This is a genomic window from Dactylosporangium sp. NPDC006015 (genome assembly GCF_040614215.1).
Taxonomy (GTDB): domain Bacteria; phylum Actinomycetota; class Actinomycetes; order Mycobacteriales; family Micromonosporaceae; genus Dactylosporangium; species Dactylosporangium maewongense.
The window spans coordinates 430,285-450,769 of record NZ_JBEXUD010000002.1 but is presented as its reverse complement, the minus strand read 5'-3'; the positions used below and the strand labels follow the sequence as shown (position 1 = coordinate 450,769).

Below are 20,485 nucleotides of genomic sequence, written 5' to 3'. Positions count from 1 at the left end.
CACTCCCTGGAAGCCCTGAACCTGCTGGCCGCCGCGGGTGACGTGAAGGGCGGCGAGGCCGCCACCTTCTGGATCCTCGCCCCGATCGCGGTCCTCGGCGCCATCGGCATGGTCTGGGCGCGCAACGCGGTGCACTCCGCGCTGTTCCTGGTGATCACGATGCTGTGCCTGGGCGTGTTCTACGTCCTGCAGGCCGGCCCGTTCATCGGCATGGTGCAGATCATCGTCTACACCGGCGCCATCATGATGCTGTTCCTGTTCGTGCTGATGCTCGTCGGCCGCGACTCCTCGGACTCGCTGATCGAGACGTTGCGTGGCCAGCGGATGGTGGCGATCCTGCTCGGCGTCGGGCTGGCCCTGCTGATGGGCATGGGGCTGTACCGCGCGCTCGGCGGGAGCAGCCCGAAGGGGCTGGCCGAGGCGAACGCGGCCGGCAACGTGACCGGCCTGGCCAGCCTCATCTTCACCAAGTACGTGTTCGTCTTCGAGGTGACCTCGGCGCTGCTGATCACGGCGGCGGTGGGCGCGATGATCCTGGCGCACATCGAGAAGCGCAAGGAAGACAAGGTCAGCCAGCCGGAGCGGATGCTCGCCCGGTTCCGGCCGGGCAACTACCCCGCGCCGAAGCCCGGCCCGGGCGTGTTCGCCACCTCCGACTCGGTGGCGACGCCCGCGCGGCTGCCCGACGGCACCCCGTCGGACCGCAGCATCTCCAAGATCCTCCCGACCCGGGAGTTGACGTCGGCAGACGTCGCACCGAAGGGGACCGAGAAGTGACACCGACGTACTACATCGTCCTGGCGTCGATCCTGTTCACGATCGGCGCGGTGGGTGTGCTCATCCGGCGCAACGCCATCGTGCTGTTCATGTGCATCGAGCTCATGCTCAACGCGGCCAACCTCGCGCTGGTCACGTTCAGCCGGATCAACGGCTCGCTCGACGGCCAGATCATGGCGTTCTTCGTCATGGTCGTCGCGGCAGCCGAGGTCGTCGTCGGCCTGGCGATCATCATGTCGATCTTCCGGACTCGACGCTCCGCAAGCGTCGACGACGCGAACCTGCTGAAGTACTAGGGAGCGGGTTGTGGAACAAATCGCCTACACGGCGGCGTCCGGGTGGCTGGGCTCGTTCTGGCTGCTCGTCGCGATCCCGCTGGCGAGCGCGGCAGTGCTGCTGCTGCTCGGCAAGCGCGCCGACCGTTGGGGACACTGGCTCGGCGTGCTCAGCGTCGCCACGTCCTTCGTGCTGGGACTGACCTACTTCTTCACGCTCCGCGGGCTGGAGAACCGCAGCGGCGTCGAGCTGAAGCTGTGGGACTACATCGGCGTCGGGGACTTCAAGGTCGAGCTGGGTCTGCTGTTCGACCCGCTGTCGGCGATGTTCGTCCTGCTGATCACGGGTGTCGGTTCGCTGATCCACCTGTACGCGGTGGGCTACATGGACCACGACCCGGGTCGCCGGAAGTTCTTCGGCTACTTCAACCTGTTCGTCGCGGCGATGCTGCTGCTGGTCCTCGGCAACAACTACGTGATGCTCTACTTCGGCTGGGAGGGCGTCGGTCTCGCGTCCTACCTGCTGATCTCGTTCTGGTACCTGCGCCCGAGCGCGGCGACCGCCGGTAAGAAGGCGTTCCTGATGAACCGCGTCGGTGACGCCGGTTTCGCGATCGCCATCTTCATGATGTTCGCCTACCTCGGCACGGTCGACTACGCCGAGGTCTTCAACAACGTCGACAAGCTCAGCGGCGGCGTGATCCTGACGATGGCGCTCCTGCTGCTGCTCGGCGCGGCCGGCAAGTCCGGCCAGTTCCCGCTTCAGGCCTGGCTCCCGGACGCCATGGAGGGCCCGACCCCGGTGTCGGCGCTCATCCACGCCGCCACGATGGTCACCGCCGGCGTCTACCTGGTCGCCCGGTCGCACGCGATCTTCGACGCCAACTCCACGGCGCAGACGGTCGTGGTCGCGGTCGGCGCGCTGACGCTGCTGATGGGCTGCATCATCGGCACCGCCAAGGACGACATCAAGCGGGTCCTGGCCTGGTCGACGGTCAGCCAGATCGGCTACATGTTCCTGGGTGTCGGGCTCGGCGGCGCCGCCTACGCACTCGCCCTGATCCACCTGCTCGCGCACGGCTTCTTCAAGGCCGGCATGTTCCTCGGCGCCGGTTCGGTCATGCACGGGATGCACGACCAGACCGACATCCGCCGCTTCGGCGGGCTGTGGAAGTACATGAAGATCACCTGGATCACGTTCGGCCTCGGCTGGCTCGCGATCATCGGCATTCCGCCGCTGTCGGGCTTCTTCTCCAAGGAGCCGATCATCGTCGCGGCGTTCGAGCGCGAGGGCTGGACCGCGTGGCTGTTCGGCGGCGCGGCCCTGCTGGGCGCCGGGCTGACCGCGTTCTACATGACCAGGCTCTTCTGGCTGACGTTCCACGGCCCTGAGCGGTGGACCGACGACATCCGGCACCCGCACGAGTCGCCGAAGATCATGACGATCCCGCTGATCCTGCTGGCGGTCGGCTCGGTCGGCGCCGGCTATCTGCTGTCGACGTCGGTGCCCGAGTGGCTGACCCCGGTCTACGGCAGCGAGCACGTCGAGCACGAGCCGGTCATGGGCCACACGCTGATCACGATCCTTTCGATCGTGGTGACGCTCGCCGGTGCCGGCCTGGCCGTCGCGCTGTTCAACAAGGGCACCGCCCTGCAGGAGCAGCCGGCCGGCGTGCTGGTCACGGCGGCCCGCAAGAACCTCTACACCGACTCGTTCAACGAGGCGGTCTTCGAGGCGCCCGGCCGCTACCTGACCCGCGCGCTGGTCTACCTCGACAACCGCGGCATCGACGGGCTGGTCAACGGCCTCGCCGCGGGTGTGGGCGGCGGCTCCGGCCGGCTCCGCCGGGCGCAGACCGGTTTCGTGCGCTCCTATGCCCTGTCCATCCTTGGAGGCGCGGTGCTCGTGGTGGCCGCCATGCTGGCGGTGACGTTCGGATGAGCTCCTTTCCGTACCTGACCGTGCTCACGGTCGCGCCGCTCGTCGGCGCCGCCGGGATCGCGTTCCTGCCGAAGGACAAGCCGGAGCTGGCCAAACGCGCCGCGTTCGGCTGGTCGCTGCTGATCCTGGCGCTGACCGTCGGGCTGTGGCTGCAGTTCAAGCCCGACGGCGCCCGGTTCCAGTTCCGCGAGTCGTACACCTGGATCCCGCAGTGGGGCGCCAAGTTCACGTTCGCGGTCGACGGCATCGCCCTGGTGATGGTCGCGCTGATCGCGCTGCTGGTGCCGCTGGTCGTGCTCGCCTCGTGGCACGACGCCGACAAGAGCAAGCGGTCGGTGCCGGCGTACTTCGCGCTGCTGCTGGCCCTCGAATCCACGATGATCGGCGTCTTCGCCGCGCAGGACGTGTTCCTGTTCTACGTGTTCTTCGAGGTCATGCTCGTGCCGATGTACTTCCTCATCGGCTCCTACGGCGGTCACCAGAAGCAGTACGCGGCCGTCAAGTTCTTCCTGTACTCCCTCGTCGGCGGCCTGTTCATGCTCGCCGCCGTGGTCGGGCTGTGGGTGCTGGGCGGGCACACCTTCGACTGGCAGACGCTGGTGTCCGCGGACTTCAGCGTCACCGCCGAGCGGTGGCTGTTCCTCGGCTTCTTCCTCGCGTTCGCGATCAAGGCGCCGTTCTTCCCGTTCCACACCTGGCTGCCCGACGCCGGTGGCGCCGCGCAGGCCGGCTCGGCGGCGCTGCTCGTCGGCGTCATGGACAAGGTCGGCACGTTCGGCATCCTGCGCTACTGCCTGCCGCTGTTCCCCAACGCCTCGAAGTACTTCGCCTGGCTGGGGCTGACGCTCGCGCTGGTCGGCATCGTGTACGGCGCGCTGGTGGCGATCGGTCAGCAGGACCTGAAGCGGCTGGTCTCCTACACGTCGATCGCCCACTTCGGCTTCATCGGCATCGGCATCTTCGCCTTCACCACCCAGGCGGGCACCGGCGCCGTGCTGTACATGGTCAACCACGGCCTCGCGACCGGCCTGCTCTTCCTGGTCGTCGGCATGCTGGTCAGCCGGCGCGGCAGTGCCCTGGTGAGCGACTTCGGCGGCGCCGGCAAGCTCGTGCCGGTCCTCGCCGGCGTCTTCTTCATCGCCGGTCTCGCCTCGCTCGCACTGCCCGGCACCTCGCCGTTCGTCTCCGAGTTCCTGGTGCTGATCGGCACGTTCACGGTGAACAAGACGGTGGCCGTCATCGCCACCGCCGGCATCATCCTGGCCGCCGGCTACGTGCTCTGGATGATCCAGCGCACCACGCAGGGCACCACGAACCCGAAGCTGCTCGAGATCAAGGCGATGACCCGCGACCTGTCGCTGCGTGAGGCCGTCGTCGTCACGCCGCTGATCGTGCTGATCCTGGTGCTCGGCTTCTACCCGAAGCCGGTCATCGACGTGATCAACCCGGCGATCAAGGCGACGATGACGGACATGCACGTCACCGACCCGAAAGCCACCGCAGGCACCGTGGAGGCCGGCAAGTGAACGACAAACTCCAACTGCCGCACCTGGATTACGCGGCGCTGTCGCCGATGCTGATCCTCTTCGGCGTCGCGTGCGTCGGCGTGCTCGTCGAGGGCTTCGTACCCCGGCGGATCAGGCACACCGTGCAGCTGTCGCTGTCGCTGCTCGGCATGGTCGCCGCGCTCGTCATGGTGATCAACCAGGGCAGCAAGGAGGTGCTCACGGCGCACACCGCGGTCGCCATCGACAAGCCGGGCCTGTTCCTGTCGGCGTCGGTGATCGTCCTCGGCATCGTGTCGCTGCTGCTGATCGGGGAGCGGACGCTGGAGACCGGCGGCGCGTTCGTCGCGCAGGCCGCGGTCACCGCCAACACGGACGCCGACCGCGACCAGGCCACCCGCACCGCCGGCGCCACCGAGGTCTTCCCGCTGGCGATGTTCGCGTTCGGCGGCATGCTGCTCTTCTGCACCGCCAACGACCTGCTGGTCATGTTCGTGGCGCTCGAGGTCTTCTCGCTGCCGCTGTACCTGCTGTGCGCCCTCGCCCGCCGCCGGCGGCTGCTCTCGCAGGAGGCCGCGCTCAAGTACTTCCTGCTCGGCTCGTTCGCCTCGGCGTTCTTCCTCTTCGGCATCGCGCTGATCTACGGGTACGCCGGCCAGGTCGACTTCAAGGCGATCGACACCGCGATCCAGAGCTCCGCCAACGACGACATCCTGCTCTACGTCGGCCTGGCGATGCTGTCGATCGGCCTGCTCTTCAAGGCCGCCGCGGTCCCGTTCCACGTGTGGACCCCGGACGTCTACCAGGGCGCGCCGACCCCGGTCACCGCGCTCATGGCGGCCTGCACCAAGGTGGCCGCGTTCGGCGGTCTGCTGCGGCTGGTCAACGTCGGCTTCTCCCGCACCGAGTGGGCGCTGCAGGACGTGCTCGGCACCGTGGCGGTCATCACGATGCTCGTCGGCGCGATCCTGGCCGTCACGCAGACCGACATCAAGCGCCTGCTCGCCTACTCGTCGATCGCCAACGCCGGCTACCTGCTCGTCGGTGTCCTCGCGTTCAGCAAGGGCGTCTCCAGCTCGATGTTCTACCTGGTCGCCTACGGCTTCACGGTGCTCGCCGCGTTCGCCGTGGTGACCCTGGTCCGCGACGCCGACGGCGAGGCGACCCACCTGTCCCGCTGGGCCGGGCTCGGGAAGCGTTCGCCGCTGTATGCGACGCTCTTCACGTTCATCCTGCTGGCCTTCGCCGGACTGCCGCTGACCAGCGGTTTCACCGCGAAGTTCGGCGTCTTCGCCTCCGCCATCGACGCCGGCCAGACGTGGCTGGTGATCGCCGGCGTGGTGAGCAGCGCCATTCTGGCCTTCCCCTATCTGCGGGTGGTCGTCATGATGTGGCTGTCGGAGCCGGGCGAGACCACCCCTGCGGTGTCGATCCCGGGCGCGATGACGGCAGCGGCGCTGGTCATCGGGACCGTCGCGACCTTGGTGCTTGGTGTCGCCCCGAGCGTGCTGCTCGATGCGACCGAGCACGCCGGGGCATTCTTCGGAAAATAGCCCCGCACACCGTGACGTCCCCCGTGGCCAACCACGTGGGGACGTCGCTGTATGAAGGGCGCCGCAAGCTGATCGGACAGGCTATGGCATCGTTGGAGCTGTGGTGAGTACGGGAACCGTGCAATCGGGTGCGTCTGTCGGCCTGACATTCGCCGATTCGGCGCTGGAAAGCAGCGTCATGGCGATCCTCAAGGACGTCGAGACAGTGCTGATCGACTCCGTCGACAGCGCCAACCCGCTGGTGACCGAGGCGGCCCGCCACCTGGTCAACGCGGGCGGCAAGCGCTTCCGGCCGCTGCTCGTGGCACTCGCCGCGCACTTCGGCGACCCGAGCTCGCGCGACGTCGTGATGGCCGGCGCGGTGGTCGAGCTGACCCACCTCGCCACGCTCTACCACGACGATGTCATGGACGAGGCGGACGTGCGCCGCGGCGCGCCCAGCGCGAACTCGCGCTGGGGCAACTCCCTGGCGATCCTGATCGGCGACTACCTCTTCGCCCGTGCCGCCGCGTGCGCCACCGAGCTCGGCCTCGAGGCGGTCAAGATCCAGTCGAGCACGTTCTCCCGCCTCGTGCACGGCCAGGTCGCCGAGACCGCCGGCCCGATGCACGGCGAGGACGCGATCTCGCACTACCTGCGGGTCATCTCGCAGAAGACCGGCTCGCTGATCTCGACCAGCGCCCGCTTCGGCGGCATGTTCGGCGGCTGCAGCGAGGAGGAGATCGAGGCGCTCGCGACCTTCGCGGAGACCTTCGGCATCGCCTTCCAGCTGTCCGACGACCTGATCGACATCGCCAGCGAGAGCACCCAGTCGGGCAAGACGCCCGGCACGGACCTCCGCGAGGGCGTGCCGACCCTGCCGGTGCTCTACGCGCTGGCCTCCGGTGACGGCGACGCCGCGTCGATCCGCCTCCGCGAGATCCTGTCCGCGGGGCCGGTCACCGACGACGCGCTGCACGCGGAGGCGCTGGGGCTGCTCCGGGAGTCCGCGGCGCTGAAGCAGGCCCGCGAGACCGTCCGTGGCTATGCCGACCGCGCACGGGCGTCCCTGGCCCCGCTGCCGCACGTGCCGGCGCGCGCGGCCCTCGAGTCGCTCTGCGACTTCATCGCCGACCGCACCAACTGATCCTTTCCGAAGCCCCGGGGCGGTCACGACGACCGCACCGGGGCTTCGGCATGTCCAGCCATATTGCTCATAGCAACCTGGCGCCGGTACCTGCCCCCGCAACAACTCGCAACGGCGTGATGACAGCCAGGAGCGGCTTGGCGGAACTCGCGCGACGGTTACTCAAGCGGACACCCATTACTTCCACAGATGCCACGGTCGCGGCCTGAGCATTACTCACGCTACACGGCGTGTCGACAACGTGACTGCACATGACCCATGTCCAGAATGGGCTATTCATCGCTATGTGTAGAGCCGTCGGATTCCCTGACCTGGCTCCAGAAATGATCAAAGTGTTCCCTGGACCCGCTCCAGTTTCATATGGTGTGAATCCAGTTACTGCTGCGGCTGGGGAGGGCGGCGGTGCGGGATCCACAGGCCGAACCCTCGGACCTCATCCGGAGCGTTTCGAGGGCACTACGAGTCTTGGAGGCCGTGGGTCAGTCACCACGCGGCCTCACCGTGAAGCAGATCGCCAGGCGATGTGACTTCACGGTCGCTACTACCTATCACCTGGTGCGCACCCTCGCGTACGAGGGCTACGTCATCCGCCGCGAGAACGGCACCTACGTGGTCGGCCTGGAGATCGCCGACCGCTACCGGGAGCTGGTGCTCGCGTTCCGGGGGCCCAGCGCCGTCACGGACCGGCTGCGCCGCGCCGCCGCCGAGACGGGGTACAGCCACTACCTGGGGCGCTTCATCGGCGGCAGGATCGCCGTGACGGCCGCTGCCGAGGGCCCGCGGACGCCGCCGCTCGACGACCTGGTGCCCGGCTACGACGAGGCCGCGCACGCGACCGCGCTGGGCAAGGCGCTGCTCGCGACGATGAGCGCCGACCAGCGGTGGCGGTTCCTGAAGGAGTACGGGATGCGCGCCTACACCTCGGCGACGCTGACCTCGCCCGAGGCGCTCGACTCCGACCTCGCCGCCGGCGACCGCCGCGGCATGCAGATCGAGATCGGCCAGTTCCGCCAGGGCCTCGCCTGCGCGGCCGTCATGGTCGTCAACGACCGCGACCCCGACCGCCGGGTCGTGCTGGCGTGCGCGCTGCCGCCCGCCGAGCTGATGTCATCGGCGAAGGTCGTGCGGACCCGCCTGCTGGCCACCGCGCACCACCTGGCGACGGTCCTGGCCGAACAGTGAAGCGGGTGCCTCCCCCTCGTACAGGGGAGACACCCGCCACAGAGATACGGCTCAGACGCCGATGTTGCGGCCGTCCACCCGCCACGCCACCGCGACGCCCGGCTTGGCGAAGTCGCCGTCGGGCCAGTTCGACGCCGGCTTCTCGATCGAGGCGCCGGTGATCTCACCCGGGTGCTGCACCGCGACGAACGCGCTCTTGTTGTCGCCGTGGATCCACGGGCCGCAGGTCTCGGCGCCGTAGGGCACCGTCAGGAACTGCTTCAGGTGGCCCTTCTCCGGACCCTCGAGCGGCACCGCGAACAGGCCGTCGTTGGTGCCGAGCGCGTTGCCGTCCGTGGAGATCCACAGGTTGCCGGCGCCGTCGAACGCGACGTTGTCGGGGCAGGAGATCGGCGACACCTGGGCCTTGTCGAAGCCCATGAAGTAGGTCGCCGGGTCCTTCGGGTCACCGCAGACGATCGGGATCGTCCAGGTGAACGTCGTGCCCGTGTGGTCGCCCCGGTCCTCGGTGATCTCGAAGATGTGGCCGTGCTTGTTGTTCGTGCGCGGGTTCGCCTCGTCGGCGGGCGCCTTGCCGGCCGGGCCGCGCGCGGTGTTGTTCGTCAGCGCGACGTAGATCTTGCCGGTCTTCGGGTTGGGCTCGACGTCCTCGGGGCGGTCCATCTTGGTCGCGCCGACCGCGTCACCCGCGAGGCGCGTGAAGATCAGCACCTCCTCGACCGACATGCCGGGGACCTGCGACCTGCCGTCCTTGACCAGCGCGACCCACTCGCCGGTGCCGTTGAACGCGCCGTCGGCGGGCAGCTTGCCACTGCCGTCGATCTCCGCCGCCGACGTGAAGCCGAGCTTCGCCACGTACAGCGAACCCGACTCCAGCAGCGTCAGGTTGTGCCGGCGGGCGAAGTAGGACTTCCCGCTGTCGAACTTCTTGTCCGACACGAACTTGTACAGGTAGTCGAAACGCTCGTCGTCGCCCATGTACGCCACGGCCTTGCCGTTCTTGGCGATGATGATGTTGGCGCCCTCGTGCTTCACGCGGCCCAGCGCGGTGTGCTTGCGCGGGGTGGAGCCCGGCGTGAACGGGTCGATCTCGACGACCCAGCCGAAGCGGTTGGCCTCGTTCGGGTTCTTCGTCAGGTCGAAGCGGGCGTCGGCGCGGTCCCACTTGCGGCTGCCTGACGGGTAGTGGTTGACCGTGTCGATGCCGTACCGGTTGAACCGGGTCTTCGCCGGCTCGACGGCGGTCTCGGCGCCGACGAAGTACTGGTTGAAGTTCTCCTCGCCCGACAGGATCGTGCCCCACGGGGTCACGCCGCCGGCGCAGTTGTTGAGCGTGCCGATGACGTCGCGGCCCGACGGGTCCGCCGCGGTCTTCAGCAGGGCGTGGCCGGCCGCGGGGCCGGTCATCTTGAAGTGCGTCGCCAGTGCGGTGATCCGGCGGTTGTACCGCCGCGACCCGCGCGACACCGGGGTCCAGCGACCCGAGTCGCCGACCCGCTCCAGCTCGACCACCGACATGCCGTGCGCCGCCATCGCGGTGCGCAGCTGCTCGACCGACAGCCCGTCGATGCCCGGGAAGTTCGGGAACATCAGGTCTTCGTTGGTGTACTCGTGGTTGCACACGAGCAGCGCCCGCTCGCCCCGGCGGTCCAGCGGCAGCACCGCGACGAAGTCGTTGTTGTAGCCGAACTGCTTCGACTGCGCGTCGGCGGACTGCTTCGCGACGTTGAACCGCGGCGCGCCCGGCACGACCTCGTCGCCCCACTTGATGACGACGGCGTGGTCGTACCCGTTGGGGACGACGATGCCGTCGACCTGGTTGGGCGTGACCGCCTTGAACGTCAGCTGCGACGGCTCGGGGCTCTTCGCCGCGAACGTGTCGAACTCGGGCACCACCACGTCAGGCTCGACGGCCTCCCCAGCCGGCGCGGCGAACGCGGGCGTCCCGACGGCGGCTCCCGCCCCGGCCAGGCCCAGCACCAGCGCGCCGGCGCGCATGACGCCCCGCCGCGACACCGCGTTCACCTGGTCGGTGAAGTACGGGTTGTCGGACTGGTTCGGCACCGGGTGCTCGCAGGCGTTGCCACAGCGGTACAGGCAGGTCATTCGGTCACGGCCGCCGTGCGTCACGTTGGCCGCGCCGATGAACGGTAACGGCCGGCGATGGGTATCCGACATTACGGGCTCCTGATCCTGATCAGCGACGGGGGATGACACGCGACCCTAGGGATGTCGGGTGAATGACATGTGACGCCGCCTTGAACCGCTGTGCGTATTAGTGCGTAGAAGCCAGTGGAAGGGATGCGGATAGTGCCAAAGCGTGAGTACAGACGATGCTGACCTGCTGCTGAAGGCGCTCCACAAGGAGCACGGAGACGCGCTGCTCGCCCACGCGCTGCGAATGACCGGCGGAGACCGTCAACGGGCCGAGGACCTCGTGCAGGAGACCCTGCTGCGGGCCTGGCAACACCCGGAGGCGCTCGACCCGGCGCGCGGCTCGGTGCGGGCCTGGCTCTTCACCACCGCTCGGAACCTTGCCATCGACGCGTGGCGGCGACGCTCCGCGCGGGTCGGCGAGGTCTTCACCGACCAGCTGCCGGAGGCTCCGGTCGCGGTCGACGAGACCGAGCGCGCGGTGGAGTCCTGGGTCCTGGCGGAGGCACTGAACCGGCTTTCCCGACCGCACCGCGAGGTCCTGGTGGAGTGCTTCTACCAGGGACGCTCGGTCGCCGAGGCGGCCGAACGACTGGGCGTGCCCCCGGGCACCGTCAAGTCGCGGACCTACTACGCACTGCGTTCGCTGAAGGTCGTCCTGGAGGAGTTGGGGGTGGGCAATGAGGTGTGAACACCTCCATGACTCGGCCGTGTACGTGCTCGGGGCGCTGTCGCCCGAGGAGCGCGACACGTATGAGCGGCACCTGGCGAGCTGTGCGGAGTGCCAGGCGGAGGTGGCGGAGTTCGGCGACCTGCCGGAGCTGCTCGGCAAGCTTGATCCTGGCGTCGCTTCGTGGGCCGGTCCCTCGGCTGTGCCGCCGTCCTCGCTCTCGTCTTCGTCCTCGTCTTCGGACCTTTCGTGGGCCGGTCCGTCGGTCGCGTCTTCGCCTTCGTCTTCGTGGGCCGGTCCGTCCGCCGTTCCTTCGCCGGCCGATGCTTCGGGGGCTGATCCGCTGCTGCCGCGGGTGCTCGACCGGGCGCGGCACAGCCGGCGCACCGAGCGGCGCCGCCGTCGCTGGCAGACCGCGGGGACGGCGCTCGTCGCCGCCTGCCTGGGCGTGCTCGCCGTGCTCGGGGTGCGGTCCGCAGGGCTCGGACAGCCCGATTTCGTGGCCATGCAGGAGGTCGCGGCGACGGTACCGGTGACCGCCAGCCTCGCGATCGAAGGGCTCGACGACGGCACCCTCGTGCGGATGCGGTGCGCCTACAAGCCCGGCGGTGGCTACGGCAAGTGGACGTACAAGCTCTACGTCGTGCCGAAGTCCGGCGAGCCCGAGGAGCTCGACTCGTGGACCGCCGGCGCCGGCGACGAGTACGAGCTCAAGGCGCACAGCCAGTTCCGGCGCGACAACATCGAGAAGATCGAGATCCGCGGGGCGGACGGCACGCCTCTGCTCGCCCTCGACGCCTGACCTTCGTCGTCTGACTCACACCGCTTCACGGACGGCGGTCGCCGGTTCCTTCACGGCGGCCGCCCTTCGCTTGTGGCTGTGCCGGATCGCGTCGGCGGTGAAGATCGCGAGCGCGCACCACACGACGGCGAACCCGGCCAGCCGCACCGGCGGCATCGGCTCGTGGAACACCAGCACGCCCAGCAGCAGCTGCAGCGTCGGCGTCAGGTACTGCAGGATCCCGAGACCCGACAGCGGCACCCGGTTCGCCGCCTCCGCGAACAGCAGCAACGGCACCGCGGTCAGCAGGCCGCTGCCCGCCAGCATGATCGTGTGCCAGGTCGACACTGTGCCGAACGTCTCCTGGTGCCGGCTCGCCAGCCACGCCAGGAACGCGAGCGCCGGCAGCGTCAGCACCGCCGACTCCAGGAACAGCCCCTCACCGGCGGGCAGCCCGAGCCGCTTCTTGATCAGGCTGTACGTCCCGAACGAACCGGCCAGCGTCAGCGCGATCCACGGCAACCGCCCGTTGTCCACGCTCAGCACGACGACGGCGACCAGACCGACGCCGAGCGCGACCCACTGCAGCCGCCGCAACCGCTCGCGCAGCACCAGCACGCCGAGCAGGATCACGAACAGCGGGTTGATGAAGTACCCCAGCGACGCCTCGACCACGTGGTCGGTGTCGACGGCGAAGATGTAGACACCCCAGTTGACGGCGATGAACACCGCCGCCGCGGCGATCCCGGCGAGCCGCTTGCCGTCCTTGACCAGCGCCTTCAGGGTCTTCCACCGCGACAGGACGGTCAGCAGCACCGCCACCGAGATCAGCGACCACACGATCCGGTGCGCGAGCACCTCCACCGCCCCCGCCGGCCGCAGCGCCCGGAAGTACAGCGGGAACACGCCCCACATGATGTTGGCGGACAATGCGGACAAATACCCACGGCGCAGCGGTTCCACGCCTCTTACCGTAAGGGGCGGTCGGCCAACCGCCCCTCACCGGGTCGTTCGCCTACCTGTAGTTGCGGGGGTAGTACTGCTGCTGCCGCGACGGCGGGGGCTGCCGGCGCTGGTTTCGGTCCTTGTCGCCACCGTCCGGGATCACGAGGTTGATGACCCAGCTGACGATCCCGATGAACAGCGCCCCGAGCACCGCCGACGGCCAGAAGTTCTCGACGTGGAACGCCAGGTCCAACTGCTCGGCGATCCAGCTCGTCAGCATCAACAGCAGCCCGTTGACGACCAGCGAGATCAGTCCGAGCGTCAGCAGATACGCCCAGCACCCAATGGTCTTGATGATCGGGCGCAACACCGCATTGACGATCCCGAAGATCGCGGCGACGACGAGCACGGTGAGCACCGTCCGCCCAGTCGTCCCCCCAACAGTGATGCCCGGGATCACCAGCGTTGCCAGCCACACCGTGAACGCACTCACGCCGAGCCGGATCAGGATTCCCATGCGGGTGATCGTGCCACGCCCCACCAAGGTGGTGCTAGCTGCGACGCTGTACTTCCGCCGCTGTACGTCCGCCCCACCGCTGCGCGGCGGGTCCCGGCGGGGCTTCCCACCCGACCGCTGTGTTTCCGCCCCACCGCTGGCGCGGCGGGTCCCGGCGGGGCTTCTCACCCGACCGCTGTGTTTCCGCCCACCGCTGTCGCGGCGGGTTCCGGTGGGGATTCTCACCCGCACCCCGATGCTCGCTGCGCTCGCACCGCCTGCGCGCTGCGCTTACCGCGCGCCTGCGGCGCGAGGCGGCGGCTTCCGCGCATGCGCGCCGCATCCGGTGCCCGGCGTCCGCCGTGCCCCATCGAGTCCAGCCATCGACCCTCGCCGTTTGCCCCAGCCGGCTGCACCGAACAAGCGCCGACGGCCGTCAAGCCCGATCGGGACGCGGTGAGCTGCTGCATCCTGGTGCCCTTCTGCGCATCTCCAAGGCCCGGGGGTTGCATTCCCGGGAAGCGTCGGTGGATTTGGAGCTTGGGGGAATAGGCGGCTCCTGCATTTGGACCAGGGACATCGGCGGCGACAGCGGCATTTGCTCGGGTCAAGGGTTCGAGAAGGACGAGGCCGGTGTGGTGGGCCGCGATGTGCGTTGTGGAGTTCGTGGATGTTGGTAGCGGTCGCGGTCCGTCGGGTCAGGACGGAGTGGCCACGCGCAAGGTGGCCTGGGTCAGCGGGTGGCGCGGCCGATGAGCTGGAGCTCGATGGGGGTTGGGGACAGGTGGGTCCAGCGGAGGGTGTGGTGGTTGATCACGGTGCCGAGCATCTCGGGTGGGATGCGGGTCAGCCAGGAGGCTGAAGCGGTCAGGCCGAGGACGTCGGTGGTGATGGTGGCCTCGGCTGGGGTCAGGGGCTGAAGGAAGACGAGGTCGGCCTCGGTCAGCAGGTCGGCATCGGCGAGCGTCAGCCCGTCACGGATCACGAGGGTGGCGCGCCAGGCGGACTCGGTCGAGATGGCCGGGAAGCCGGCTCCGACAACGAGATCTGCGTCAGGGCCATCGACGGGAGTGGGAGTGAAGCCGGTCGACGGCGCAGGTGTGGACGTGAGAGCGGGTCTGGGGGCGTTGGCGCGAGCAGGGGTGGCGGCAGGCCTGGAGCCGATGGTGGAAGTGGGCGCGGGAGCGGGTTCATGGCCGTCGGCGTGAGTAGCGGCGGCGGGCCTGGAGCTGGCAGCGGGCGTTGAGGCAGATCTGGGGCTGTTGGCGTGAGCAGGGGTGGCGGCGGGCCTGGAGCTGGCGGTGGGAGTGCGGTGAGCAGCGGCCGCGGGTCGGGCGGTGGGGGCGGCGTCGAGGTCGAGGATCAGGAGTTGGGGGTGGGTGGGGGTTGGGGCGGGGAGGGCGGCGGGCTGGGTTGCTGGGAGCAGGGTGATCTGCTCGCCGGTGAGGGAGCGCAGGAACGGGGACCAGGTGTCGGGGCGGGACGACTGGATCGTGACGTGGGCGCCGACGGCCAGGGCGCGCAGGGTCAGGAGCTGGGCGCAGCGGGCGCCGCCGATCAGGACGGCGCGGGTGGGCTGGGCGCGGAACGGGTGGATGACGGCGGGAGCGCCGCGGCGGTCGCGGCCGAGCATCAGGCCGGCCGGGGCGGGGGTGGGCTGGAGGGAGGCGAGGTCGGCGGCGGTGACGGGTCGGGCCGGGGTGCCGTCGGGGGTCAGGTCGTCGCGGCCGGTGAGCAGGCCGGCGAGCGCGGCGGTGCTCGACGGGGCGCCGCCGCCGAGGGGGAGCGTGGCGGCCAGCCCGTCGAGCTGGGCGCCGCGCAGGCGGGTGACGGCGGCGTCGTGGGTGGTGGCCAGGCGGTGCAGCGCGGCGGTCGCCCGGTCCAGGGCGGCCGGGGTCGGGGCCGCGAGGCGGATCGTCAGCTCGGCGCGGCACGGGTCGTCGCCGGCGGCGGTGAGGGCGACCGTCACGGCGGCGCACGGCAGCGTCAGCAGATGCGTGGCGAACGGGCCTTCCCGCGGGCGGCGGCGCAGCCTGAACACCGCCTGGTGCAGGCCGCCGACCTCCAGGCCGCGCCTCGTCTCGCGGGTCGGCAGGCCGGGCCGGTCGCCGGCGGTCTCCGCGAGCGCGGCCGAGGCCGACGGTGCTGAGAGGGGGTGGGCGGGCAGGTGGGCCTTGGTGAGCTGGCGGCACACGCGGCGGACCGCGGCGACGAGGGTGTGCTCCAGGTCCTCGCGCTGAAAGCCGCCGGCGCGGCGGGCGCGCACGCACAACAGGACCCGCTGGTGTGCGAGGACCTGGCCGTCGGTGAGCTGCCGGTAGGACACCGCGGAGGGGGACGCGTCGCGGTCGAGGGCGGCGGTCGCGCTGATCAGCAGCTGGACGCGTAGCTCCGGAAGGTCCGGGGCGGGCGGGGGCAGCAGCGTGCTCAGTGGCGGGAGCGGCGGCGGGGCGTCGCCGAGCAGGTCGGACAGGTTGCCGACCTGGATCATCGCGGCCAGACCGTCGGCGTCCTCCACCACGCCCGCGGCGACGCCGTCGATGTCGACGGACGTCATGAAGGGCCGGACAGCGGTGCCACGCGAGCGGGCGAGCAGGCCGACCGGCGCCACCACCAACCCCAGGGCCCACGCCGGGTGCACCGTCCACGCCAGGACGGACAGCGCCAGCGCGGCCTGCGCCAGCACCACGTACAGGACCTTCCTCATATCGCCCCCCGCCTATGCGATCCACGGAATATCGTAGAGCGCCGGTACGACATTTTCGGAGGGGCTGCATGGCGTCGCGGCAGGACCAGCTGCATTCGTATCAGTTCATGGTCCAGCGGGTCGTGGCCGCGTTGGTCATGCGCGAGGGCGACCCGCCGAGATCGCCGTTTCGGCGCGTAGCAGGGGCAACGCTGGTCGGCGTGCTACTCGCGGCGCTCGGCATCGGAGGCGCCGCGGCTTATGCGCTGATCGTCCCCGGCACCTCCGGCAAATGGCGCGACGAAACAGCGATCATTGTGGAGAAGGAGTCGGGCGCACTATTTGTGTATCGCGACCAACGCGTCCATCCAGTCCTGAATCAGGCGTCCGCGCTGCTCATCATCAACCGCGCCGGAGCGAAAACCGTGTCGGTCGGCAGGAAGGCGCTGGCCGGGGCGCCCCGCGGCGCGCCGCTCGGCATCCCGGGCGCGCCCGCGTCGCTGCCGCCCGCGAAGAGCCTCCACCGCGGGACATGGGCAGTCTGCGCGCAGCAGGGCGAGTCGGTGCTGTTCGTCGGCGCGAACGCGCCACGCGACGGCGCGCCGCTCGGGACCGGGGCGCTGCTGGCGAAAGGAACGACAGAAAGCCTGTACCTGGTCGTACACGGGCGAAAACACCTCATCAGACAGCCTGGGAGCGTCCTGCCCGCGCTGGTGTGGTCGGGACGCGGCCAGGCCAAGGTCGCCCAGGCGCTCCTGCACGCCATCCCATCAGGCCCTGACCTGGTCGTCCCCGACATCGCCGACCGTGGGCGCAAGGTCGCCGCGGGCACGGTCGGGCAGCTGTTCGAGGTCCGCACCGGGGACAGGGCCGACGCGTTCGTCGTGACGGCCGGCGGGCTCGCCTCGGTGACCCCGCTGCAGGCCGCGCTCCTGCAGGTCAGGCCACAGCCGCTGACGCCGGGGGAGTTCGCCGCGCTGGTCGGGGACCGGCCCGTCCACCCGCTCGCGTCCGGCGCCGGCCTGCCCTCCGAGGTGCCTGAGCTTCTCGACGATGTCTCCGGCGTCGCGTGTACGACCAGCGAGGCAACCATCACGACCGGCAACACGCTGCCCGACCTCGGGGCCGCACTGCAGACGTCCTCGGCGTCGGCCTCGGGCGCGGTGCTGGCCGACCGGATCGTGGTGGCGCCGGGTGGGGGCGCGCTCGTCCGTACCGACTCCGGAAACCTCACACTGGTCACCGATCTCGGCCGCAGGCACGCCCTTCCCGTGGCGGGCGTCCTGTCCGGCCTCGGCTATCAGGGCGTGGAGCCGGTCATGGTGCCCGGCGAGTTCGTCGCGCTGCTGCCGGCCGGACCGGCGCTCGACCCGGAGGTCGCGCTCAGTAGTTCGTGAGGATCAGGTCCGAGCTGGCCCGCGCGTCGGACCGCAGGTTGATGTCGCGGCGCGTGGCCATCGTCGTGGCGGTGAAGTCGCCGTAGATGCGACGGGTGGCGTCGGTGTCGCTGTTGGTCATGGTGATCAGGACTCCGCGTCCGGTGGCGGCCCGCATCGCGGCGGCGAGGCGCTCGTGGTCCGTGTCGCGGAACTGCCCCGGCGTGTACCGCTTGAAATCCGCGAACCCGCCCTCGGGCAGATACGGCGGGTCGAGAAACACCCAGTCGCCCGCCGCCGCCTCACGCAGCGGCTCCTCGAAATCGCACAGCCGGATGTCCACCCCGGCGAGTGCCGCCGACGCCGCGAGCAGCGTTTCCCGGCGATAGTACGGGCGGTCGTAAGCGCCATAAGGTGCGTTGAACCCGCCCCGTCGATTGACCCGCCAAAGCCCGCGAAACGCGGTCTTGTTGAGGTAGATCACCCGGGCGGCCCGCTCGATGTCGGTCAGATCGTCGGGATTCTGCGCCCGGACCGCGGCGAACCGCTCGGCCGTGTTGGGCAGCGCGTCCAGCCGCCGCATGACCGCTTCCGGATGCGCGGCCACGGCGCGGAAACAGGCGACGAGCTCGGGATTGGCGTCCGACAGCACCGCCTTGGCCGGCCGCAACTCGAAGAACACCGCGGCACTGCCCATGAAGGGCTCCCAATAGCGCCCCGTGAACGGTGGCGCCATCGCGATCAACTGTGTCGCATACCGGGTCTTCCCACCGGCCCACTTGATGAACGACCGGCCATCCGCCACGCGCACCATCGTAAAGGAGCGGCGAAATGCCGGAAGTTATCCACAGGGAGGAATCACGTCTGGTTGCGGATCGGTGACTGCCGATACGGTCGGCGAGTCCGCGACACGAGAGACGGGGTGAGCACCGTGGCACAGACGACACAGGCGCAGCAGGCCGAGCTGCAATCGGCGGCACAACGGTTCGAGCAGGTCAACGGCGAGCTGCAGACCATGCTCAGCACGCTGATGCGCGAGCTGGAGACGACGAGGACCGGCTGGCAGGGCGCGGGCGGCCGGTCGTTCGACACGGTCAAGCAGGCATGGCACCGCGACCAGGACACGCTCAACAAGAACCTGCTGGAGACCGCCGAGGGCCTGCGCTCCACCGGCCGCAACTACGAGGTCTCCGACACCGACGCCGGCGCCCGCTTCCGGGGCATCGGCACCAAGCAGCTGCCGCTCTGAGCCGGGGGAGACACTCATGGACGACACACTGGTGGTCAACTTCGCCGCCATGGACCACGCCGGGCAGTCCATCCAGAGCGCGCTCAACACGCTCACCGCCCGCCTCGACGAGGTCTCACAGCTCGGCCGACGCCTGACCGCCGGCTGGCAGGGCGAGTCCCAGCAGGCGTACGCCGCCCGCCAGGCCAACTGGGAGCGCGCCGGCGCCGACCTGGCCGCGACGCTGCGGGAGATCAAGGTCGCCCTGGACGAGTCCATGCGCCGCTACCTGGAAACGGAGCAGCGCAACAGGCACCTGTTCCCCCATCGCTGAGGCGCCCGGAGACGGCCCGGTCCGCACCTGCTCGCGGACCGGGCCCCTGCCATGCCCGTCGCCTCGCGGTTTGCGGGCAGGTTCGACGAGCGTCGGGGGTCGCCCCCGGCGCTCGCCGGTTTGGGAGAGGCCCGTGTCTTTCGTCCGAAGGGAAGCGAACGGCACGGTGTTTCTGGCCGGGTTGTCAGCGGCGCGGGGTGAAGGCGGGGGCTGAGCGGTTGGGAGTGGTGTCGGTGGGTTCGGGGAGGCGTTGGAGGCCTGGGCGCCAGCGGCGGTTGCGGCCGCGGGGCAGGACGACCGCGGTCAGCAGGAGCAGCGCGGCCGCGCCGGTGGTCAGGGCGGCGAGGAGGAGCGTCCGGTGTTCGGCCGCGGCGCGCTCCGCTGCGTGTGCGTCCGTGGCGATCGGAGGGAGTGGCAGGCCCGCGCGGGTCGGATGGGCGCCGGTCTCCTCTGTCAGTGCGCGGTAGGGGTTCAGCACGCCGGCGCCGTAGCCCGGGCCTGCCGTGCCGCCGTCGGCGGTTGCCGTGAGGCGGGCGGCGATCTCCTGTGCCGTCAGTTCCGGGTGGTACTGGCGGAGCAGGGCTGCCGTGGCGGCGACGTACGGCGTCGCGAAGCTCGTGCCCTCCACCGTGGCGAGGCCGCGGGGTGGGGAGGTCGTCACGACGCGGCCGCCGGGGGCCACGAGGTCGACGTACGGGCCGGTCTGCGAGCCCGGCAGGCGCTGGCCGTCCGGGCCGATGGCACCGACGCCGATCACACCGTCGTACGCGGCGGGGAACGGGGTCCGGTTGCCCTCCGCGAACCTGTTCCCGGCCGCGGCGACCAGGACCACGTCGCGCGACACCGCGAAGCGGACCGCCTCACGTACGCCGGGATTGTCCTGGTACGACACGAGCGACAGGTTGATCACCTCGGCGCCCAGCTCGACGGCCGACCGGATCGCCGCGGCGACGCCTGCCGGGGTGCCGCGCCGGCCGGCGGTGCTGCCGTCCTCGAGCTCGACCAGTTCGCTCACCCGGATCGCCAGGATCGTCGCGGCTGGGGCGAGGCCCCGCAGCGGTGAACCGGCGACCGGGCGCGCGGCGATGATGCCCGCCACGCCCGTGCCGTGGCCGACGCAGTCGACCAGCGAACCGCCCTCCTGGAACTGGTCTGGACCCTCCCGCACCGCGCCCTGGAGCTGCGGGTGCCCGGCGTCGACACCCGAGTCGACGACGGCGACCGTCACGCCGTGGCCGTCGGCGAGGGGGTCGAGCTTGCGGTGGTCGTACATCTGCGAAGGCCAGGGAAGCGAGGTCGGGGCGGGCGCGGGTGGCCGGATCGGGGCCGGGCAGGCAGATGGAGCGTGCGCCTCGACCGTCGGAGGTGCGACAAAGAATGCGACGAAGCAGCATGAAACACTCAGAAAGGCCGTTCTGACGGCTCCTGGCATGCGCAGATCGTAGTCGTTCGACC

The 20,485-nt window shown here is 70.0% G+C and carries 17 protein-coding genes and 1 pseudogene; 12 read left to right on the top strand and 6 right to left on the bottom strand.

Annotation, left to right across the window (positions count from 1 at the left end):
- Positions 1-6 precede the first annotated feature (6 nt).
- The 7 genes from ABZ321_RS05055 (at position 7) to ABZ321_RS05025 (ending at position 8,360) form a co-directional block, all read left to right on the top strand.
- Positions 7-777 carry an NADH-quinone oxidoreductase subunit J gene (locus ABZ321_RS05055; protein WP_354889706.1) on the top strand — a complete coding sequence of 257 codons (771 nt, stop codon included), beginning with the start codon at positions 7-9 and terminating at the stop codon, positions 775-777.
- Positions 774-1,073 (top strand): NADH-quinone oxidoreductase subunit NuoK, encoded by a 300-nt coding sequence (gene nuoK, locus ABZ321_RS05050; RefSeq protein WP_344509027.1) that lies wholly within the window; start codon positions 774-776, stop codon positions 1,071-1,073. The genes ABZ321_RS05055 and nuoK overlap by 4 nt, the downstream gene beginning before the upstream one ends.
- Before the next feature lie 10 nt (positions 1,074-1,083).
- Positions 1,084-2,994 (top strand): NADH-quinone oxidoreductase subunit L, encoded by a 1,911-nt coding sequence (gene nuoL / locus ABZ321_RS05045; protein ID WP_354889461.1) that lies wholly within the window; start codon positions 1,084-1,086, stop codon positions 2,992-2,994.
- Complete coding sequence (locus tag ABZ321_RS05040; RefSeq protein ID WP_344509031.1) at positions 2,991-4,520, top strand: NADH-quinone oxidoreductase subunit M; 1,530 nt, start codon at positions 2,991-2,993, stop codon at positions 4,518-4,520. The genes nuoL and ABZ321_RS05040 overlap by 4 nt, the downstream gene beginning before the upstream one ends.
- Positions 4,517-6,052: an NADH-quinone oxidoreductase subunit NuoN gene (nuoN, locus tag ABZ321_RS05035; protein WP_344509033.1), complete on the top strand. Its 1,536-nt coding sequence runs from the start codon at positions 4,517-4,519 to the stop codon at positions 6,050-6,052. Before ABZ321_RS05040 ends, nuoN begins: the two co-directional genes overlap by 4 nt.
- A gap of 103 nt (positions 6,053-6,155) precedes the next feature.
- Entirely contained in the window at positions 6,156-7,178 is a 1,023-nt protein-coding gene (locus ABZ321_RS05030; RefSeq protein WP_344509035.1) for a polyprenyl synthetase family protein, read from the top strand.
- A gap of 402 nt (positions 7,179-7,580) precedes the next feature.
- Positions 7,581-8,360: an IclR family transcriptional regulator C-terminal domain-containing protein gene (locus ABZ321_RS05025; RefSeq protein WP_344509037.1), complete on the top strand. Its 780-nt coding sequence runs from the start codon at positions 7,581-7,583 to the stop codon at positions 8,358-8,360.
- Between the two features lie 51 nt (positions 8,361-8,411).
- On the opposite strand, the gene ABZ321_RS05020 is transcribed toward ABZ321_RS05025, so the two are convergent.
- Positions 8,412-10,538: a PhoX family phosphatase gene (locus ABZ321_RS05020; protein ID WP_354889458.1), complete on the bottom strand. Its 2,127-nt coding sequence runs from the start codon at positions 10,536-10,538 to the stop codon at positions 8,412-8,414.
- A gap of 142 nt (positions 10,539-10,680) precedes the next feature.
- On the opposite strand from ABZ321_RS05020, the gene ABZ321_RS05015 reads away from it, so the two are divergent.
- Both ABZ321_RS05015 and ABZ321_RS05010 read left to right on the top strand, forming a co-directional pair.
- Positions 10,681-11,205 (top strand): sigma-70 family RNA polymerase sigma factor, encoded by a 525-nt coding sequence (locus tag ABZ321_RS05015; RefSeq protein WP_344509041.1) that lies wholly within the window; start codon positions 10,681-10,683, stop codon positions 11,203-11,205.
- Between the two features lie 19 nt (positions 11,206-11,224).
- The gene (locus ABZ321_RS05010) at positions 11,225-11,986 is read left to right on the top strand and encodes a zf-HC2 domain-containing protein (protein ID WP_354889456.1); all 762 of its coding nucleotides are present in this window, start codon (positions 11,225-11,227) and stop codon (positions 11,984-11,986) included.
- Between the two features lie 15 nt (positions 11,987-12,001).
- Here ABZ321_RS05010 and rarD read toward each other — a convergent pair whose 3' ends face one another.
- From rarD to eccE, 3 genes and pseudogenes are all read right to left on the bottom strand, one after another.
- Positions 12,002-12,928, bottom strand: a complete 927-nt coding sequence (gene rarD, locus ABZ321_RS05005; protein WP_354889454.1) for an EamA family transporter RarD — start codon at positions 12,926-12,928, stop codon at positions 12,002-12,004.
- A 139-nt stretch (positions 12,929-13,067) separates the two neighbouring features.
- Positions 13,068-13,427, bottom strand: a pseudogene (locus ABZ321_RS05000) (phage holin family protein); the annotation flags it as partial.
- A gap of 712 nt (positions 13,428-14,139) precedes the next feature.
- A complete protein-coding gene (gene eccE, locus ABZ321_RS04995) occupies positions 14,140-16,113 on the bottom strand; it encodes a type VII secretion protein EccE (RefSeq protein ID WP_354889452.1) in 1,974 nt (657 codons plus the stop codon).
- A gap of 68 nt (positions 16,114-16,181) precedes the next feature.
- Between eccE and eccB the strand changes: the two genes are divergently transcribed.
- Positions 16,182-17,489 carry a type VII secretion protein EccB gene (eccB, locus tag ABZ321_RS04990; RefSeq protein ID WP_354889450.1) on the top strand — a complete coding sequence of 436 codons (1,308 nt, stop codon included), beginning with the start codon at positions 16,182-16,184 and terminating at the stop codon, positions 17,487-17,489.
- Here eccB and ABZ321_RS04985 read toward each other — a convergent pair.
- Positions 17,476-18,273 carry a Dam family site-specific DNA-(adenine-N6)-methyltransferase gene (locus tag ABZ321_RS04985; RefSeq protein WP_354889448.1) on the bottom strand — a complete coding sequence of 266 codons (798 nt, stop codon included), beginning with the start codon at positions 18,271-18,273 and terminating at the stop codon, positions 17,476-17,478. The genes eccB and ABZ321_RS04985 overlap by 14 nt on opposite strands.
- A 126-nt stretch (positions 18,274-18,399) precedes the next feature.
- On the opposite strand from ABZ321_RS04985, the gene ABZ321_RS04980 reads away from it, so the two are divergent.
- On the top strand, positions 18,400-18,717 hold the full coding sequence (locus ABZ321_RS04980; RefSeq protein WP_344509052.1) for a WXG100 family type VII secretion target: 318 nt from the start codon (positions 18,400-18,402) through the stop codon (positions 18,715-18,717).
- 16 nt (positions 18,718-18,733) lie between these two features.
- Positions 18,734-19,030 carry a WXG100 family type VII secretion target gene (locus ABZ321_RS04975; protein WP_354889446.1) on the top strand — a complete coding sequence of 99 codons (297 nt, stop codon included), beginning with the start codon at positions 18,734-18,736 and terminating at the stop codon, positions 19,028-19,030.
- Between the two features lie 184 nt (positions 19,031-19,214).
- On the opposite strand, the gene mycP is transcribed toward ABZ321_RS04975, so the two are convergent.
- Entirely contained in the window at positions 19,215-20,303 is a 1,089-nt protein-coding gene (gene mycP / locus ABZ321_RS04970; RefSeq protein ID WP_354889444.1) for a type VII secretion-associated serine protease mycosin, read from the bottom strand.
- Positions 20,304-20,485 lie beyond the last annotated feature (182 nt).

Coding starts and splice junctions, on each gene's coding strand:
- ABZ321_RS05020 (WP_354889458.1), bottom strand. CDS start 10,538: ATGTCGGATACCCATCGCCGGCCGTTACCGTTCATCGGCGCGGCCAAC.
- eccE (WP_354889452.1), bottom strand. CDS start 16,113: ATGAGGAAGGTCCTGTACGTGGTGCTGGCGCAGGCCGCGCTGGCGCTG.
- mycP (WP_354889444.1), bottom strand. CDS start 20,303: ATGTACGACCACCGCAAGCTCGACCCCCTCGCCGACGGCCACGGCGTG.
- eccB (WP_354889450.1), top strand. CDS start 16,182: ATGGCGTCGCGGCAGGACCAGCTGCATTCGTATCAGTTCATGGTCCAG.
- ABZ321_RS04975 (WP_354889446.1), top strand. CDS start 18,734: ATGGACGACACACTGGTGGTCAACTTCGCCGCCATGGACCACGCCGGG.
- ABZ321_RS05040 (WP_344509031.1), top strand. CDS start 2,991: ATGAGCTCCTTTCCGTACCTGACCGTGCTCACGGTCGCGCCGCTCGTC.